This window comes from Cryobacterium lactosi (assembly GCF_004403945.1).
Lineage (GTDB): Bacteria > Actinomycetota > Actinomycetes > Actinomycetales > Microbacteriaceae > Cryobacterium > Cryobacterium lactosi.
Genome location: NZ_SOHM01000013.1, coordinates 1 through 16,029 on the forward strand (window position 1 = coordinate 1; position 16,029 = coordinate 16,029).

Sequence of the window (16,029 nt, forward strand, 5' to 3'; positions counted from 1 at the left end):
ACCCAAGCCCCCGGCCCTACCGGGCCGGGCCTGCATCAACGACCCCCGCAAGAAACCCAAACCCAACCTGTCTCAAACAGGTTGACAAATACCGCGTACCGGGCGCAAAAGTCCGCATGGGGAACAGTTAGCGCAGGAACCGCGCGCGGGCGGGGCGCTAGGGACGCTTGGTGCGCAGGGCGCGCACGGTGAGCTGGGCGGCGGCGAGCACGAGCAGCACGGCGAAGAGGATGCTGGACAGCCGTGGTGGGATCAGCACTGCCAGTGCCACCCCGGGCACCGCCGCGAGGGTGGCGGCTATTCCCACCACAAGACCGGCCGGCAGGTCGACGAGCCGGGCGCGCGCGTTCGCGATGGTGCCGACGATGCTCGTGGGCACCAGCACCAGCAGCGAGGTGCCCTTGGCGATGAGGTCGCTCACGCCGAACACCGCCACGAGTGCCGGCACCGCGATCACTCCCCCGCCGATGCCGAACAGCCCGGATGCCACGCCCATCGCCAGGCCCAGCGCCAGGTAGCCGAGCACCACGATCAGGCTCAGCTCGAGGGCGGCGCCGCGATCAGGTTCAACGATGACCATGCGCACGGCCACAACGACCAGCAGCGCGATGAAGAGCCAACGCAGCCAGAACAACGGGATGCGCCGCAACAGGTTGGTACCGATCACGGATCCGACCACCGCTCCGGCGGCGATGATCGCACCGGCAACCAGGTCGATGTGGCCGTTGGCCAGGTAGGTGAGCGAGCCCACGATCGAGGTGGGCACGATGGCCGCGAGCGATGTCGTAGAGGCGCGGCGCTGGTCCATACGGGCCAGAGAAATGAGCAGCGGCACCATCACGATGCCGCCGCCGACCCCGAACAGGCCGGAGAGCAGCCCGCCGATGAGGCCGGTCACGATGAGGGCGATCCAGTACCAGGCTCCGGTGGGGCGGGAATCCCCCGGGCCGGGTGCCGTCATGCGAGTCCCCCGTCGGAGCCCGAAGAGTCGGCAGGCCCGGGCAGCGAATCGGAGGAACCGCCTGCGGGGAGGCCGGCCTGCCAGCGTGGGCCGTGGCCGGTCACCGTCACGGTGCGCGGCTCAGGCAGGTCCAGGGCGGCGGCGTCATCGACGTCGGCGGCCGGGTCGGCCTGGGACGCCCCGACGGGACGCTCGATTTCCACGTCCAGCCAGGACTCGGTGATCCCCTCGAGCAGCCCGCGGCCCCACTCCACCACCACGATCGAGCGGGCGAAGTCGATGTCCAGGTCGTCGAGTTCCATGGCGCTGCTCAGCCTGTAGGCATCCACGTGCACCAGCGGCGGCCCGCCGACGGTGCTCGGATGCGTGCGGGCGAGCACGAAGGTGGGGCTGGTGACCGCGCCGCGCACCTGCAAGCCCTCGCCGAGGCCGCGGGTGAAGGTGGTTTTGCCCGCGCCGAGTGGCCCGGTGAGCACCATCAGGTCGCCGGCACGCAACAGTCCAGCCAGCTCGAGTCCGAACGCGTGCATGGTGTCGGGGTCGGCGATGATCCGGCGCATCCGGGCTACGCCTCCGCGGTCTCGGTCGGATCCGCACCGGGGACGCCGGGTGCGCCGGCGTCGGTGTTCTCCGCCAGGGTGCCGACGTAGCGGCGGGGCACCCGGGCGCCCACCCGGGTGACGATGTCGTAGTTGATGGTGCCGGCCGCCGCGCCCCACTCGGCGGCGGTGGGCACTCCGGCCGCGGCGTCGCCGAATAGCACAACGACGTCGCCGACGGTGACGGAATCCGAGTCCACGTCGACGACGAACTGGTCCATGGCAACCCGGCCGACCACCGGGTACTGGCTGCCGTTGATGGCCACCCGGGCGGTGTTCATGGCCTGCCGGGGCACCCCGTCGGCGTAGCCAAGCGGAACCAGGGCGAGGGTGGTGTCGGCGGTGGCGCGCCACAGGTAGTCGTAGGAGACGCCCGCGCCGGCGTTGACCTGGCGCACGGCGGCGACCCGGCCGCGCAGGGTCATGGCGGCGGTGAGGCCGAGGGCGGCGGCATCCTGGTCGTCGAACGGGGACTGCCCGTAGATACCGATGCCCAGGCGAACCATGTTGTACCGGGCGGCGGGCAGTCGCAGCGCGGCGGCCGTGGAGGCCAGGTGGGCGAGGTCCACGGTGAGGCCGGCGGCCGCGGCGGCGGCCAGGCCGCGGTCGAAGCTGGCGATGGCGGTGAGGTCGTCCTCGGCCGAGGTATTGGCCAGGTGGCTGAATACGCCGCGCACGCGCAGCCGGCCGACCCGTTCGAACGCGGCGGCCAGGCCGAGCACCTCGGCCCAGTCCGCCTCGTCGACGCCGTTGCGGTTGAGGCCGGTTTCCAGTTTGATCTGCACGAAGGCGGGACGGCCCAGTACTGTGGCGGCCTCCGCGACCTGGCGCAGCTGCAGCGCCGACGACAGGCCGAGGTCGATGTCGGCGGCGATGGCGGCGGCGAAGTCGGCGTCGGGGCCGTGCAGCCAGGCCAGCAGGGGCGCGTTGATGCCGGCGGCACGCAGGACTAGGGCCTCGCTGATGTCGGCGACGCCGAGCCAGTCTGCGCCGCCGGCGAGCGCGGCGCGGGCCACCGGCGCTGCACCGTGGCCGTACCCGTTGGCCTTCACCACGGCCATGGTGTGCCTGGTGCCGATCAGGCTGCGGAGGCGCACCACGTTGGCCTGCACCGCGTCGAGGTCGATGACAGCCTCACGGAAGTCGGTCATGCGTCTCCCTCCAGAACCACGAACGCGCAGGCAACCCCGGCGTCGTGGGTGAGGCTGAGGTGTGCGCTGGTGATGCCGCGGGCGACCAGCGCCGCCTGCAGCACCCCGGTGAGTGCGAAGGATGGGTTGCCGTGCGAGTCCGAGATCACTTCCATCTCCTGCCAGCTGGCTCCCGCGCTGTCACCGAGGGCTTTGATCAGGGCCTCCTTGGCGGCGAACCTCGCCGCCAGGGAGTGTGTCGGCAGGGCGCGTTCGGCCGGCGCGAACAGCCGCGTCACGAGCCCGGGCGTGCGAGCCACCTGCCGGTCGAAGCGTGCCAGGTCGACGATGTCGACCCCGATGCCCTTGATCATGCTCTGCTCAATCCCTGTCTGCCGGTTCGCACCGAATGCCCAGGCCTCGGGCGCCATCGCGAGGCGATGACGCGGCGAGCCCTGGGCATCCGTGGCCTGTTTCGTCTGCGACCGGGCCTATTCGACCGTGACGGACTTCGCCAGGTTGCGCGGCTGGTCGACGTCCAGGCCCTTGGCGGTGGCCAGTTCGATGGCGAACATCTGCAGCGGCACCACGGCGAGCAGCGGCTCGAACAGGGGTCCGGCGAGCGGGATGTGGAACACGGTGTCGGCGAACGGAAGCACCGCGGCGTCACCCTGCTCGGCGATCGCGATGATCCGGGCACCGCGGGCGCGGATCTCCTGGATGTTGGAGACGACCTTGGGGTGCAGGTGCGCGGAGCCGCGCGGGCTCGGCACCACGACGAAGACGGGCTGGCCGGGCTCGATGAGCGCGATCGGGCCGTGCTTGAGCTCGCCGGCGGCGAAGCCCTCGGCGTGGATGTAGGCGAGCTCCTTGAGCTTGAGCGCACCCTCGAGCGCGATCGGGAAGCCCACGTGGCGGCCGAGGAAGAGCACCGCGCGCGAGTCGGTCATCCACACCGCGAGCTGACGCACGGCGTCTTCCTGCAGCAGGGTGGTGGCGATCTTCTCCGGGATGGCCTGGAGCTCGAGAACCTGCTCGGCCAGTTCTTCCAGCGACAGGGTGTTGCGCACCCGGGCCAGGTGCAGGGCGAAGAGGTAGAGCGCGGCGATCTGGCCGGTGAAGCCCTTCGTCGATGCGACAGCGACCTCGGGGCCGGCGTGCGTGTAGATCACGGCGTCGGATTCGCGCGGGATGGTGGCGCCCTGGGTGTTGCAGATCGAGATGGCCTTGGCGCCGGCCTCGCGGGCGTACTTCACGGCCATCAGGGTGTCCATGGTCTCGCCGGACTGGCTGATCGAGATCACCAGGGTGTCCGCGGTGAGCACCGGGTCGCGGTAGCGGAACTCGTGGCTGAGTTCCACATCCACCGGCACCTTGGCCCACTTCTCGATGGCGTACTTGGCGGTCTGGCCGGCGTAGGCGGCGGTGCCGCAGGCCACGATGACGATGCGGCTGATGCCGGCGAGCACGTCGTCGCCGAAGGCCTCGAGTTCGGGCACCACGGCCTGGCCGTCGTGGATGCGGCCGCGCAGGGTGTTGGTGACGGCATCCGGCTGCTCGGAGATCTCCTTGGCCATGAAGCTGGACCAGCCGCCCTTTTCACTGGCGGAGGCGTCCCAGGCGATGTCGAATTCTTCGACCTCGACGGGAGCGCCGAAGAAGTCGGTGACGGTGACGAGGTCGGGGGTGATGGTCACGATCTGGTCCTGGCCGATCGCGACGGCCCGGCGGGTGTACTCCACGAACGCGGCGACGTCGGAGCCGAGGAAGTTCTCGCCGTCGCCCAGGCCGATCACCAGCGGCGAGTTGCGGCGGGCGCCGACGACGACGCCGGGCTGGTCCTGGTGCACGGCGAGCAGCGTGAAGGCGCCGTCCAGGCGCGCGACGACGGTGCGGAACGCTTCACCCAGGTCGCCGAGGCGCTGGTATTCGCGGCCGAGCAGCACGGCGGCCACCTCGGTGTCGGTTTCGCTCTCGAAGACGTAGCCCTCCGCGAGGAGCTCGTCCTTCAGCGGCGAGAAGTTCTCGATGATGCCGTTGTGGATGAGGGCGAGCTTGCCGTTGTCACCCAGGTGCGGGTGCGCGTTCTGGTCGGTGGGACCCCCGTGGGTGGCCCAGCGGGTGTGTCCGATGCCGGTGCGCCCGTTGTTGATCGGGTGCGCCTCGAGCTCGGCGGCGAGCACGGCGAGCTTGCCGGCGCGCTTGGCGGTGTTGAGCACCCCGGCGTCGTCGATCACCGCGATTCCCGCGGAGTCATAGCCCCGGTACTCGAGTCGACGCAACCCTCCCATGAGGACCTCGACGCTTTTGTTATCTCCGACATATCCCACGATTCCGCACATGGCCCTGATTTTAGTCGCACTATGCTTGGTGTCGATGTCCGAGCCGGTGGTGAGCCCCAGTAATAACGGTCACAGCACCCCCTTCGTGGAGCTCGACCGTGCTGTGTGGGCATCGCTTGCGCCCTCCACCCGGCTGCCGTTGCGGGAGACCGAAGTGGTGCAGCTGCGCGGCCTGGGCGAGCCGCTCGACATCAACGAGGTGTCGGATGTCTATCTGCCGCTGAGCAGGCTGCTTAACCTGTACGCCGCCGGCGCCAGGAGGTTGCACCGCGACACCAGCGACTTCCTGGGCGAACGCGCCCAGCGCACCCCGTTCGTGATCGGCGTGGCTGGCTCCGTCGCCGTGGGCAAGTCCACCATCGCCCGGCTGCTGCGCGAGCTCCTGGCCCGCTGGGAAGACACTCCCCGGGTGGAACTGGTCACCACCGACGGCTTCCTTTTTCCCAACGCCGAACTGGCCCGCCGCGGCCTGATGGAGCGCAAGGGTTTCCCGGAGGCCTACGACCGGCGGGCGTTGCTGCGTTTCGTCAGCGCCATCAAGAGCGGCGCCGCCGAGGTGCGCGCCCCGTTCTACTCACACCTGAACTACGACATCGTGCCAGACGCGCAGGTTGTCGTGCGTCAGCCGGACATCCTCATCGTCGAGGGTCTCAATGTGCTGCAGCCTCCCGCGCCCGGCCACGGCCTCGCGGTGAGCGACCTGTTCGACTTCACCATCTATGTGGATGCGCGCACCGCCGACATCTCGCGCTGGTACGAGGAGCGGTTCCTGCGCCTGCAGCGCGGCGCGTTCACCAACCCGAAGTCGTTCTTCCACCGCTTCGCCTCCCTCAGCGAGGACGAGGCCCGCGCCAGAGCCCGCACCATCTGGGGCACCATCAACGAGCCCAACCTGCTGCAGAACATCCGGCCCACCCGGTCGCGCGCCACTCTGGTCCTGCGCAAGGCCTCCGACCACACCGTCGACAAGGTGCTGCTGCGCAAGGTCTGACCCGCGGCGCGCGCTCGCGCCCAACTGTGCCCGAAACGGACTTCTGCGTCCGGTGCGCCGGACGCAGAAGTCCGGATGGGCAACAGTCGTCCCGCCCGGGTACGGTCGGGGGATGGACTTCGAGGTGCGCACCGACCGGCTCGTGCTGCGGCGCTGGCTCGACTCCGACCGCGAGCCGTTCGCCCGGCTCAACGCGGATGCCGAGGTGATGCGGTTCTTTCCCGCTCCGCTGACGCGCGAGCACAGCGACGACCTCGCCGCCCGCGCCGATGCCCTGTTCGACGTGCACGGCTACGGGCTGTGGGCCGTGGAACGCCTCGACACCGGCGAGTTCATCGGCTTCACCGGGCTGGCGCCGATGCCCGAGGGCATCCCGGGTTCCGGCGGGGTCGAGGTGGGCTGGCGGCTGGCGCGCTCATCCTGGGGGAAGGGTTTCGCGACCGAGGCCGCGACGGCCGCTCTCTTTTGGGCGTTCGCCGAGCTGGCGCTGACTGAGGTGAACTCGATCACGGCGGTGAGCAACATCCGTTCACGCCGGGTGATGGAGCGGCTGGGCATGCAGGTCGCGGACGAGTTCGACCACCCGCGGGTGCCGGAGCCCTCGCCGCTGCGCCGCCACGTGCGCTACACGATCGCCGCGCCGCTCCCCCGCTGATCGGGCTCGCGACCACCCGCTGATCGAGCCTGTCGAGATCCCGCTGATCGAGCGTGCGGGCGCTAGCTGGGCTGCAGGGCCAGGCGGGACTGCACGACGTCGGCCAGGGCGTGGGCCAGACGGTCGGCGGTGGGCTGGTCGGCGGCTTCGACCATGACCCGCACCATCGGCTCGGTGCCGGACGGACGCAGCAGCACCCGGCCGGTGTCGCCCAGCTCGATTTCAGCGTCGCGCACCGCCTGGGCGATGACCTCGTCGCCGGCGAGGGCGTGGTGGTCCACGCCGCGCACGTTCACGAGGATCTGCGGGAACACCTTCATGACGCTGGCCAGTTCGGCGAGGGTCTTGCCGGTGCGGGCCATCTCAGCCACGATGTGCAGCCCGGTGAGGATGCCGTCGCCGGTGGTGGCGAACTTGGTCATGATGACGTGCCCGCTCTGCTCACCGCCGAGGGAGAGCTTGTGCGCGTCGAGTTCTTCGAGCACGTAGCGGTCGCCCACCTTCGACTCGATCATCTTGATGCCGTTGGCGGCCATGGCCTTCTTCAGGCCCAGGTTGCTCATCACGGTCGCCACCAGGGTGCGGTCCTTGAGCACACCACGCTCGGCCATCGACACGGCCAGGATCGCCATGATCTGGTCGCCGTCGACGATGTTGCCGTCGCGGTCCACGGCCAGGCACCGGTCGGCGTCGCCGTCGTGGGCGATGCCCACGTCGGCGCCGTGTTCGAGCACCGCGCGGGCGAGGTTGTCGAGGTGCGTGGAGCCCACGCCGTCGTTGATGTTGAGGCCGTCGGGGTCGGCGCCGATGACGGTCACCCGTGCTCCGGCATCCGTGAAGACCTGCGGGGACACACCGGCCGCCGCGCCATGGGCGCAGTCGAGCACCACGTGGATGCCGTCGAGCCGGTGCGGCAGGGTGCCGAGCAGGTGCACGACGTAGCGGTCCTCGGCGTCGGCGAAGCGGCGGATGCGGCCGACGTCGCCGCCGATCGGCGTGAGCAGCTTGTCTTCGGCGAGTACCGCTTCGATGCGGTCCTCGACGTCGTCGGGCAGCTTGGTGCCACCGAAGTTGAAGAACTTGATGCCGTTGTCTGGCGCAGGGTTGTGCGAGGCGGAGATCATCACGCCGAAGTCTGCGCCGATGTCGGCGATGAGGAATGCGGCAGCGGGCGTCGGAATGACGCCGGCATCCAGCACGTCGACGCCGGAACTGGCGAGGCCAGCTGCAACGGCGGAGGTGATGAATTCACCGGAAATGCGGGGGTCGCGGGCGACCACGGCGACGGGGCGACGGCCTTGGGCACGTCGTTCCTCTGCGCGGCGGCCTGAGGTGAGCACTACGGCGCTCGCCTGGGCGAGGCCCAGGGCCAGGCCAGCCGTGAGATCACGGTTAGCCAGGCCCCGGACGCCGTCCGTGCCAAATAGTCGAGCCATTTGAGTGAGAACTCGGCTAGCTGATTAGCGCTTCGAGAACTGCGGCGCCTTACGGGCCTTCTTGAGTCCGGCCTTCTTGCGCTCCTTGACGCGAGCGTCACGGTTGAGGAAGCCGGCCTTCTTGAGGATGGCGCGGTTGTTCTCTTCGTCGATCTGGTTCAGCGAGCGGGCGATGCCGAGGCGCAGCGCGCCGGCCTGGCCGGACGGGCCACCACCGGTGATGCGTGCGATGACGTCGTAGCTGCCGAGCAGGTCGAGGACCTTGAACGGGTCGTTGATGAGCTGCTGGTGGAGCTTGTTCGGGAAGTAGTCGTCGAGCTCGCGCCCGTTGACGACGATCTTGCCGGCGCCGGGAACGATGCGCACGCGGGCGATGGCCTGCTTGCGACGGCCCACGGCTGCGCCGGGAACGTTGAGGACGGCGCGGGGCGCCTTGGTTGCAACTTCAGCGGGAGTCTCGGTGGTGAAACTCTCGGGAGCTGCGTCAATCTGGTCTGCGATCTTCGCCACGATGGTGTGAATCCTTTTTTCTTAGATGTCGAGAAGTCTGGGGCCGACGCTACTGAGCGACCTGGCTGAGGGTGTACGGCTTGGGCTGCTGCGCAGCGTGCGGGTGCTCGGGGCCTGCGTAGACCTTGAGCTTCAGCAGCTGTGCACGGCCGAGCGAGTTCTTCGGCAGCATGCCGCGAATCGCCTTTTCTACCGCACGGGTGGGGTGCTTCTCGAGCATCTCCGAGTAGTTCGTGGCCGTGAGGCCGCCCGGGTAACCGGAGTGGCGGTACGCCATCTTGAGGTCAAGCTTCTTGCCGGTGAGGGCAATCTTCTCGGCGTTGATGATGATGACGAAGTCGCCACCATCCATGTGAGGGGAGAAGGTCGCCTTGTGCTTGCCGCGAAGAAGAATCGCGGCGTGGCTGGCGAGCCGACCCAGAATGATATCGGTGGCATCGATGACAACCCAGTCGTGCTGGAGTTCGCTTGCCTTGGGGGTGTAAGTGCGCGTCACTGTTGTGCTGCTTTCTTGTTTTCGAACGGAGGTGTTCGTGAATCCCGCTCCGGGTGTGTTCTCGAGGAGAACACGATCGATGGAGGGCTCACGTTCGTGTGCCTGGCTGCAACGCCTAAGACACCAAAGAGCAACACTAGTTCACCGGGCAATCACGCACAACTCCCGCGGGCAGATCCGTGCGATTTCACTCGTCGTCGTCGGGCAGCTCGCGACGGGCACGAGTCTGCGCGGCCCGGATGGCCATGCCAGCATCCTCCGGGTACCCCACCTCCATGAGCGTGAGGCCGTGCGCCTGCATCACCTTGAACTCGCTGGTGCGGGCCCTCTCGATGCGGAGGTCCACCAGACGGGTGCCCACCAGCTTGCCCTCCCCCACCGACACGCAGGCGCCCACCAGGGCGCGCACCATCGAGTGGCAGAACGCATCCGCCTGCAGCGTCGCCACGAGCACCCCGTCGGGGTCGCGCCGCCACTCGAAGGACTGCAGGGTACGGATGGTCGTGGCGCCGGGCCGCGGCTTGCAATAGGTGGCGAAGTCGTGCAGCCCGATGAGGGTGGCGGCGGCCTCCTGCATGGCGGCGAGGTCCAGCGCGAAACCGTGCCAGGTGGTGCGCAACCGTTGTAACGGGTCCCGCAGCGCCCCGGTGTCGGAGATGCGGTATTCGTAGCGGCGCCAGAGGGCGGAGAACCGGGCATCGAACCCGGCCGGTGCCAGGGTGGCGCGGCGGATCACGATTTCGGGCTGGGTGACCAGGATGCCGCCGAGCCGGCGTTGCACCATCGTGGCCAGGTCGGTCTGGTGCTTGGGCACTCCCCGGCCGCGCTTGATCCGCACCAGGCTGTCCACCTGATCGGGGTTCAGGTCGAAGTGGGCAACCTGGCCCAGCGCGTGCACGCCGGAGTCGGTGCGGCCGGCGACGACGAGGGCGGGGGTGGGCTGGTGGCGTTTGAGGATGGCGGCGAGGCCCTCCTCGATCTGGCCCTGCACGGTGCGGTAACCGGGCTGGGTGGCCCAGCCGAAGAAGTCGGTGCCGTCGTAGGCGATGTCCAGGCGGATGCGGCTGGAGCCGGGTGCCGGCATCGAATCGGACGGTTCCGCCAGGGCGCCATCCGGGTTGAGCTCGGACAGCACCACTGAAGGGGTGCCGTCGACGGGCTCGGGAAAACTCACAGAGGTCAGTGTAGAGGCCGGGCCGGGTTATCGTTGGACGGGCCGTCGTCCGGCCGCACAGTTATGACCAGTTCCCTTCGCATCACGCCCCGCTCCCCCGCCACAGCCCTCTCGACCGGCGGCCCGGCCGGCGGGCGGCTCAGCGGCTTGGACGGGCTGCGCGGCCTCGCGGTCACCCTCGTCGTGGTGTACCACCTGTTTCCGCCGGTGCTCCGGGGCGGCTTCATCGGCGTTGATATCTTCTTCGTGATCAGCGGGTTCCTCATCACCGGTCTGATCGTGGCTGAGCGGGACCGCACCGGCCGGTTCTCGCCCAGGCGGTTCTGGCTGCACCGCGCCCGTCGGCTGCTGCCGGCGCTGGTGCCCCTGGTGCTGCTGGCCTGCACGACCGCCTGGCTGATCGGCGGCGACGTGCTGGTGGGCCTGGGTTGGAAGCTGCTGGGCGCCGCGACATTCAGCTACAACTGGGTGTCCACCGCGGCCAACACCAGCTACTTCGGCTCGGGCCAGCCCGAGCTGTTCCGCAATCTCTGGTCGCTGGCCGTTGAGGAGCAGTTCTACCTGCTCTGGCCGTTGCTGTTGCTGCCCCTCTTGCGGATCCGCCGGCCGGGCCTCCGCCTGGCCCTGGTGGCTGCCCTCGCTCTCGCGTCGTCGGTGTGGATGGGCGTGGCCTACCAGCCCGGCGCCGACCCCAGCCGGGTGTACTACGGCTCGGACACCCACAGCTTCGGCCTTCTCATCGGCGCCGGCCTGGCCCTGCTGCTGCGCCCGCTCGGGCGGGCTGTAGGACTCGGCGAGGCTGCGGCCGGCACCCCGGCGGCGGCGACCGTCGGCCGCGCGGTGGCCGCGACCCGTGCCTGGTGGGGTGCGGGTGCCGTGGCCGGCCTGCTCGCCGCGGCGATCTGGCTGCCCGACAACGCCGCCGCCACCTACCGCGGCGGTCTCTTGCTGGTGAGCCTGCTCACCGCCGTGGTGATCTGGGCGGGCGTGACCGGCGGCCGGTTCGGGCGGATGCTCGACGCCGCCCCGCTCCGCTACCTCGGCGAACGCTCCTACGGCCTGTACCTCTGGCACTGGCCGTTGCTGGTGCTGGTGCAGCTCGTGGCGCCGTTCGGCCGCGGGAATATCGTCGCCACCGGGCTGCTCACGCTGCTGCTGGCCCTGGCCGCCGCCGCGATCTCGCACCGCTGGCTCGAGATGCCCATCCGCCGGCACGGCCTGCGCGGCGCGTTCCGCCTGGTGCGCGATCGGGTCTTCGGGGCGACCGGCCCCGCCGGTGTGACTGATTCCGCGACCGGCTCAACTGGCCCGACCGACACGGCAGCGGCAGCCGCAGCCGACCACGCCGGCACGACCAACCCCGCAGGCGCGACTCGGCGGCGCCGCCCGGTTGCGGTGCTGGCGATGGCGACAGCCGCCGTGCTGCTGTTGCTGGGGGGCACCGTCGCATCCGTGGTCACCGCGCCCACCATCACGACCGCGCAGGCCGAGGTGCTGCGCGGCCAGCAGGCGCTGGAGAGGGCTGCGAAGGCCGCGGCGGAGCAGGCCGCCGCCGATGCCAAGGCCCAGGCCCAGGCCGCCGGAGTGGCAGCAGAGGCCAGCAGGGGCTCGAACATCACGGCCGTCGGCGACTCCGTCATGCTGGCCTCCGCGGCCGAGCTGCAGACCGAGTTCCCCGGCATCATGATCGACGCGGCCGTGTCCCGCGGCATGGGAGCCGCTCCGGAAATTCTCGCCGAGCACCGGGCCGCGGGCACGTTGCGCCCCGTGGTGCTGTTGGGGCTCGGCACCAACGGACCCATCGACCCCGCCGATCTCTCCGCGATCATGGGGGTGATCGGGCCCGCCCGTGAGCTCATCGTCGTGAACGCGTTCGCGGAGCGGGACTGGACCCCCGGCGTCAACGCCGAGCTGGCGACCTTCTCCGCCCGCCGCAGCCAGGTGGTCCTCGCCGACTGGAGCAGCGCGATCGCCCCACACGTCGACGTGCTCGCCGCCGATGGCATCCACCCCGGCCCCACCGGCGGGACGATCTACGCCGACACCGTGGCCACGGCCCTGGAGCGCCTGCCCGGCGAACCGCAAAGTCGCGCACCCGGCGTCGACACGCTGCAGGCCTTCCGCGTCCGCTGACCTGCACCCTGTGACCTGTGACCTGTGACCTGGCGACCCTGCAGCGTCTCTCGGTACCGACCGTTCTGCACGGCATCTCTGCACCAAGACGGCGCTTCGACGGATGCCCAGGTTGGAGTTCTCGAGGTATGCGGGCAAGGCGCCGGTAGGCGGGTGGCGCGCCAGGGGCATAGCGGCGCCTGACCCGCCTACCTCCCAACAGGGCGCTCTGGCGCCCCGCCGGGCCATCGGCATCCCGCCCGCACAGCGGCGCACCACCCGCACAGCGGCGCGTTGCCCGCACAGCGGCGCCAAGCCCACACAGCGGCGCCCACAGCCGCGCACACACCCCGCGCACCGCCCCGCGCGCACAAAAAGGGCCCGACCGAAGTCGGGCCCTTTCAGGTACAGCGGGGGGAGCGAGTGTTACTTGGCTTCCTCAGCGGATGCCTCAGCAGCGTCGGCCTCGACGGCTTCGGTCTCAGCGACCTCGGCCTCGGGTGCCTCTTCAACAACGGTCTCCTCGGCGACGGGCGCGGACGCCTTCGCGGGAGCCTTGTTCGACTTCACCTTGGGCGAAACGGGCTCGAGAACGAGCTCCATCTGCACCATGGAGGCGTTGTCGCCCTTGCGGAAGCCGAGCTTGGTGATGCGGGTGTAGCCGCCATCGCGAAGCGCAACCTGGGGCGCGATCTCGGTGAAGAGCTCGTGCACGACGGTCTTGTCGCCGATCGTCGCGAGAACGCGACGACGAGCGTGCAGGTCGCCACGCTTGGCGAAGGTCACCAGGCGCTCGGCAACCGGACGCAGGCGCTTGGCGCGCGTCTCGGTCGTCTTGATGGACTTGTGGGTGAACAGGGCGGCAGCCAGGTTCGCGAGCATGAGGCGCTCGTGCGCCGGTCCGCCACCGAGACGGGCTCCCTTAGTGGGCTTAGGCATTATCGGTAATCTCCAGTATCAAAGTCGAAAGGCGTCGAGAAACGACGAGCCTTAGATGGTTTCTTCGTCGTAGCCGCTGTAGAAGTGCGCACCGTCAAAGCCGGGCACAGAATCCTTCAGTGACAGGCCAAGCTCAACGAGCTTGTCCTTGACCTCATCCACCGACTTCTGACCGAAGTTGCGGATGTTCATCAGCTGGGTCTCCGAGAGGGCGACCAGTTCGCTGACGTTGTTGATGCCTTCGCGCTTGAGGCAGTTGTACGAGCGCACGGACAGATCGAGGTCTTCGATCGGCACGGACAGCTCGGTCGAGAGGACGGCGTCGACCGGCGCGGGGCCGATCTCAATGCCCTCAGCGGCGGTGTTCAGCTCGCGGGCCAGACCGAACAGCTCGGTCAGCGTACGACCGGCGGATGCGATGGCGTCGCGGGGCGAGATAGCCGACTTGGTCTCCACGTCAACGACGAGGCGGTCGAAGTCGGTGCGCTCACCGGCACGAGTTGCCTCGACACGGTAGGTCACCTTGAGAACCGGCGAGTAGATCGAGTCGACCGGAATCTGGCCGGCCTCGGAGTACTCGTTGCGGTTCTGGGTAGCCGACACGTAACCACGGCCACGCTCGATGGTCAGTTCAAGTTCGAACTTGGCCTTGTCGTTCAGGGTCGCGATGACGAGCTCGGGGTTGTGAACCTCGACGCCGGCCGGAGCCGAGATGTCGGCGGCGGTGACCTGGCCGGAGCCCTGCTTGCGCAGGTACGCGGTGATCGGCTCGTCGTGCTCGCTGGAGATGACCAGACCCTTGATGTTCAGGATGATCTCGGTGACATCTTCCTTGACCCCGGGAACGGTGCTGAATTCGTGAAGCACTCCATCGATGCGGATGCTGGTGACAGCAGCGCCGGGAATCGAGGAAAGCAGGGTGCGGCGCATCGAGTTACCGAGGGTGTAGCCGAAGCCGGGCTCGAGCGGTTCGATGACGAACCGGGACCGGAACTCCGAAATGTTCTCTTCGGTGAGCGTGGGGCGCTGTGCGATAAGCACTATTGATTCCTTTCGGCGAAGTGTCCGCTATATGACACTTAGTGGCGAGTTGTGAAATTGTGAGTCTCGACGGGCCCGCGAGTACGGCCCTGTCGCGGTGAACGGCGAGTGAGCCTGCCCGGATCTTTCGACCCAGACAAGCCCAATCGCCAGTCACTGAAAGGAATTAAACGCGGCGGCGCTTCGGGGGACGGCAACCGTTGTGGGCCTGGGGGGTCACGTCGTTGATCGAGCCAACTTCGAGGCCGGCAGCCTGCAGCGAACGGATAGCCGTTTCGCGGCCTGAGCCCGGTCCCTTGACGAAGACGTCAACCTTCTTCATGCCGTGTTCCTGTGCCTGGCGGGCAGCCGACTCGGCGGCCAGCTGAGCGGCGAACGGGGTCGACTTGCGCGAACCCTTGAAGCCGACTCCACCTGAGGACGCCCAGCTGATGACCGCACCGGTGGTGTCGGTGATCGAGACGATGGTGTTGTTGAACGTGGACTTGATGTGGGCCTGGCCCACAGCAATGTTCTTCTTTTCTTTCTTACGCGGCTTCCGTACGGCCGACTTTGGTGCTGCCATGATTTCTCCTGAATCCTAGAGGCGTGACGAGCTAGGCGAGGCCTAGCGCGCCTTCTTCTTGCCGGCTACGGTGCGCTTCGGGCCCTTGCGGGTGCGAGCGTTGGTCTTGGTGCGCTGGCCGCGAACGGGCAGGCCCTTGCGGTGACGAATACCTTCGTAGCTACCGATCTCGACCTTGCGGCGGATGTCAGCGGCGATCTCACGGCGAAGGTCACCCTCGATCTTGAAGGTTCCTTCGATGTAGTCGCGGAGCTGGACGAGCTGGTCGTCGGTCAGGTCCTTGACGCGAATGTTTCCATCGATCTCGACGTCGGCGAGGGTCTTGAGTGCCCTCGTACGGCCAACACCGAAAATGTAAGTAAGTGCAACTTCCACGCGCTTATCGCGCGGAATGTCTACGCCGGCTAGACGTGCCATTGTGGCTTCTCCTGTGGGATGAGTGGAGGTCTGTAGCAGTGCCTGTGCATCGGCCTCCAACCGATGGTGTCACCCCGAGGGGTTCCCGGCACTGCTATGTATTTAGTTGTGTCGTGCTGTGTCTCGATGCGCTCGATAACCGGCGAGTTACTCGCTGGTTGAGCCTGTCGAAACCTTAGCCCTGACGCTGCTTGTGACGCGGGTTCTCGCAGATGACCATCACGTTGCCGTTACGGCGGATGACCTTGCACTTGTCACAGATCTTCTTGACGCTGGGCTTGACCTTCATGGGTGTGTCCTTGTAATCGCTGTCTTCGTACCCTCGGGATGCCGTGGGCCGTTACTTACAGCAACAGTTACTTGTAGCGGTAGACGATCCGACCGCGGGTCAGGTCGTAAGGGCTCAGTTCCACGATCACGCGGTCCTCGGGGAGGATGCGGATGTAGTGCTGACGCATCTTGCCCGAAATGTGGGCAAGAACTTTGTGGCCGTTGGTCAACTCAACGCGAAACATCGCATTGGGAAGAGCTTCGACTACTGCGCCCTCGATCTCGATGACACCGTCTTTTTTGGCCATAACTCACTATCGCTAAAGTATTGGTTGCTGGTCGTGCGGAATTGTGGCAGCCAGACACGCCCATAAAGGCAGTGCTAGACACC

Annotated in this window: 18 protein-coding genes; 3 read left to right on the plus strand and 15 right to left on the minus strand. The window is 68.1% G+C overall.

The features are described 5' to 3' along the window. Nucleotides 1-157: 157 nt before the first annotated feature. From E3T61_RS07445 to glmS, 5 genes are all read right to left on the minus strand, one after another. Nucleotides 158-961, minus strand: coding sequence for a sulfite exporter TauE/SafE family protein (locus tag E3T61_RS07445; protein ID WP_134640263.1), 804 nt, complete (start codon nucleotides 959-961; stop codon nucleotides 158-160). Further along, nucleotides 958-1,521 (minus strand): tRNA (adenosine(37)-N6)-threonylcarbamoyltransferase complex ATPase subunit type 1 TsaE, encoded by a 564-nt coding sequence (tsaE, locus tag E3T61_RS07450; RefSeq protein WP_134640264.1) that lies wholly within the window; start codon nucleotides 1,519-1,521, stop codon nucleotides 958-960. Before tsaE ends, E3T61_RS07445 begins: the two co-directional genes overlap by 4 nt. 5 nt (nucleotides 1,522-1,526) lie before the next feature. Further along, nucleotides 1,527-2,711 (minus strand): alanine racemase, encoded by a 1,185-nt coding sequence (gene alr / locus E3T61_RS07455; RefSeq protein ID WP_134640265.1) that lies wholly within the window; start codon nucleotides 2,709-2,711, stop codon nucleotides 1,527-1,529. Continuing rightward, nucleotides 2,708-3,064 carry a holo-ACP synthase gene (locus E3T61_RS07460; RefSeq protein ID WP_130175893.1) on the minus strand — a complete coding sequence of 119 codons (357 nt, stop codon included), beginning with the start codon at nucleotides 3,062-3,064 and terminating at the stop codon, nucleotides 2,708-2,710. Before E3T61_RS07460 ends, alr begins: the two co-directional genes overlap by 4 nt. Nucleotides 3,065-3,181: 117 nt before the next feature. Then, nucleotides 3,182-5,032 (minus strand): glutamine--fructose-6-phosphate transaminase (isomerizing), encoded by a 1,851-nt coding sequence (glmS, locus tag E3T61_RS07465; protein ID WP_134640266.1) that lies wholly within the window; start codon nucleotides 5,030-5,032, stop codon nucleotides 3,182-3,184. 34 nt (nucleotides 5,033-5,066) lie between these two features. Between glmS and coaA the strand changes: the two genes are divergently transcribed. Together coaA and E3T61_RS07475 are read left to right on the plus strand one after the other, a co-directional pair. Further along, complete coding sequence (gene coaA / locus E3T61_RS07470; RefSeq protein ID WP_134640267.1) at nucleotides 5,067-6,023, plus strand: type I pantothenate kinase; 957 nt, start codon at nucleotides 5,067-5,069, stop codon at nucleotides 6,021-6,023. Nucleotides 6,024-6,135: 112 nt separating this feature from the next. Then, a complete protein-coding gene (locus tag E3T61_RS07475) occupies nucleotides 6,136-6,678 on the plus strand; it encodes a GNAT family N-acetyltransferase (RefSeq protein ID WP_134640268.1) in 543 nt (180 codons plus the stop codon). A 62-nt stretch (nucleotides 6,679-6,740) separates the two neighbouring features. Here the strand turns inward: E3T61_RS07475 and glmM are convergent, their stop codons facing one another. The 4 genes from glmM to truA form a co-directional block, all read right to left on the minus strand. Then, nucleotides 6,741-8,114 (minus strand): phosphoglucosamine mutase, encoded by a 1,374-nt coding sequence (gene glmM / locus E3T61_RS07480; protein ID WP_134640269.1) that lies wholly within the window; start codon nucleotides 8,112-8,114, stop codon nucleotides 6,741-6,743. A gap of 24 nt (nucleotides 8,115-8,138) precedes the next feature. Beyond that, nucleotides 8,139-8,624 (minus strand): 30S ribosomal protein S9, encoded by a 486-nt coding sequence (gene rpsI, locus E3T61_RS07485; protein WP_134640270.1) that lies wholly within the window; start codon nucleotides 8,622-8,624, stop codon nucleotides 8,139-8,141. Nucleotides 8,625-8,673: 49 nt separating this feature from the next. Beyond that, entirely contained in the window at nucleotides 8,674-9,120 is a 447-nt protein-coding gene (gene rplM, locus E3T61_RS07490; RefSeq protein WP_110128290.1) for a 50S ribosomal protein L13, read from the minus strand. A 187-nt stretch (nucleotides 9,121-9,307) separates the two neighbouring features. After that, nucleotides 9,308-10,204, minus strand: coding sequence for a tRNA pseudouridine(38-40) synthase TruA (truA, locus tag E3T61_RS07495; protein WP_130175907.1), 897 nt, complete (start codon nucleotides 10,202-10,204; stop codon nucleotides 9,308-9,310). A gap of 153 nt (nucleotides 10,205-10,357) precedes the next feature. Between truA and E3T61_RS07500 the strand changes: the two genes are divergently transcribed. Beyond that, nucleotides 10,358-12,427: an acyltransferase family protein gene (locus tag E3T61_RS07500; protein ID WP_134640271.1), complete on the plus strand. Its 2,070-nt coding sequence runs from the start codon at nucleotides 10,358-10,360 to the stop codon at nucleotides 12,425-12,427. A gap of 405 nt (nucleotides 12,428-12,832) precedes the next feature. Here E3T61_RS07500 and rplQ read toward each other — a convergent pair whose 3' ends face one another. The 6 genes from rplQ to infA all read right to left on the minus strand — a co-directional run bounded on the left by rplQ (nucleotide 12,833) and on the right by infA (nucleotide 15,946). Next, a complete protein-coding gene (rplQ, locus tag E3T61_RS07505; RefSeq protein WP_134640272.1) occupies nucleotides 12,833-13,345 on the minus strand; it encodes a 50S ribosomal protein L17 in 513 nt (170 codons plus the stop codon). Between the two features lie 51 nt (nucleotides 13,346-13,396). Next, entirely contained in the window at nucleotides 13,397-14,386 is a 990-nt protein-coding gene (locus E3T61_RS07510) for a DNA-directed RNA polymerase subunit alpha (protein ID WP_066597571.1), read from the minus strand. Between the two features lie 166 nt (nucleotides 14,387-14,552). Next, nucleotides 14,553-14,951, minus strand: coding sequence for a 30S ribosomal protein S11 (rpsK, locus tag E3T61_RS07515; protein WP_055821293.1), 399 nt, complete (start codon nucleotides 14,949-14,951; stop codon nucleotides 14,553-14,555). Between the two features lie 42 nt (nucleotides 14,952-14,993). Next, entirely contained in the window at nucleotides 14,994-15,368 is a 375-nt protein-coding gene (gene rpsM / locus E3T61_RS07520; RefSeq protein WP_134640273.1) for a 30S ribosomal protein S13, read from the minus strand. 175 nt (nucleotides 15,369-15,543) lie between these two features. Then, nucleotides 15,544-15,657 carry a 50S ribosomal protein L36 gene (gene rpmJ, locus E3T61_RS07525; protein WP_035834639.1) on the minus strand — a complete coding sequence of 38 codons (114 nt, stop codon included), beginning with the start codon at nucleotides 15,655-15,657 and terminating at the stop codon, nucleotides 15,544-15,546. A 67-nt stretch (nucleotides 15,658-15,724) separates the two neighbouring features. Continuing rightward, a complete protein-coding gene (gene infA / locus E3T61_RS07530) occupies nucleotides 15,725-15,946 on the minus strand; it encodes a translation initiation factor IF-1 (RefSeq protein WP_022883252.1) in 222 nt (73 codons plus the stop codon). Between the last annotated feature and the right edge of the window lie 83 nt (nucleotides 15,947-16,029).

Excerpts from the sequence above, each read along its gene's own strand:
- E3T61_RS07445 (WP_134640263.1), bottom strand. The coding sequence starts at position 961 with ATGACGGCACCCGGCCCGGGGGATTCCCGCCCCACCGGAGCCTGGTAC.
- tsaE (WP_134640264.1), bottom strand. The coding sequence starts at position 1,521 with ATGCGCCGGATCATCGCCGACCCCGACACCATGCACGCGTTCGGACTC.
- alr (WP_134640265.1), bottom strand. The coding sequence starts at position 2,711 with ATGACCGACTTCCGTGAGGCTGTCATCGACCTCGACGCGGTGCAGGCC.
- E3T61_RS07460 (WP_130175893.1), bottom strand. The coding sequence starts at position 3,064 with ATGATCAAGGGCATCGGGGTCGACATCGTCGACCTGGCACGCTTCGAC.
- glmS (WP_134640266.1), bottom strand. The coding sequence starts at position 5,032 with ATGTGCGGAATCGTGGGATATGTCGGAGATAACAAAAGCGTCGAGGTC.
- coaA (WP_134640267.1), top strand. The coding sequence starts at position 5,067 with ATGTCCGAGCCGGTGGTGAGCCCCAGTAATAACGGTCACAGCACCCCC.
- E3T61_RS07475 (WP_134640268.1), top strand. The coding sequence starts at position 6,136 with ATGGACTTCGAGGTGCGCACCGACCGGCTCGTGCTGCGGCGCTGGCTC.
- glmM (WP_134640269.1), bottom strand. The coding sequence starts at position 8,114 with ATGGCTCGACTATTTGGCACGGACGGCGTCCGGGGCCTGGCTAACCGT.
- truA (WP_130175907.1), bottom strand. The coding sequence starts at position 10,204 with ATGCCGGCACCCGGCTCCAGCCGCATCCGCCTGGACATCGCCTACGAC.
- E3T61_RS07500 (WP_134640271.1), top strand. The coding sequence starts at position 10,358 with ATGACCAGTTCCCTTCGCATCACGCCCCGCTCCCCCGCCACAGCCCTC.
- rplQ (WP_134640272.1), bottom strand. The coding sequence starts at position 13,345 with ATGCCTAAGCCCACTAAGGGAGCCCGTCTCGGTGGCGGACCGGCGCAC.
- rpsK (WP_055821293.1), bottom strand. The coding sequence starts at position 14,951 with ATGGCAGCACCAAAGTCGGCCGTACGGAAGCCGCGTAAGAAAGAAAAG.
- rpsM (WP_134640273.1), bottom strand. The coding sequence starts at position 15,368 with ATGGCACGTCTAGCCGGCGTAGACATTCCGCGCGATAAGCGCGTGGAA.
- rpmJ (WP_035834639.1), bottom strand. The coding sequence starts at position 15,657 with ATGAAGGTCAAGCCCAGCGTCAAGAAGATCTGTGACAAGTGCAAGGTC.
- infA (WP_022883252.1), bottom strand. The coding sequence starts at position 15,946 with ATGGCCAAAAAAGACGGTGTCATCGAGATCGAGGGCGCAGTAGTCGAA.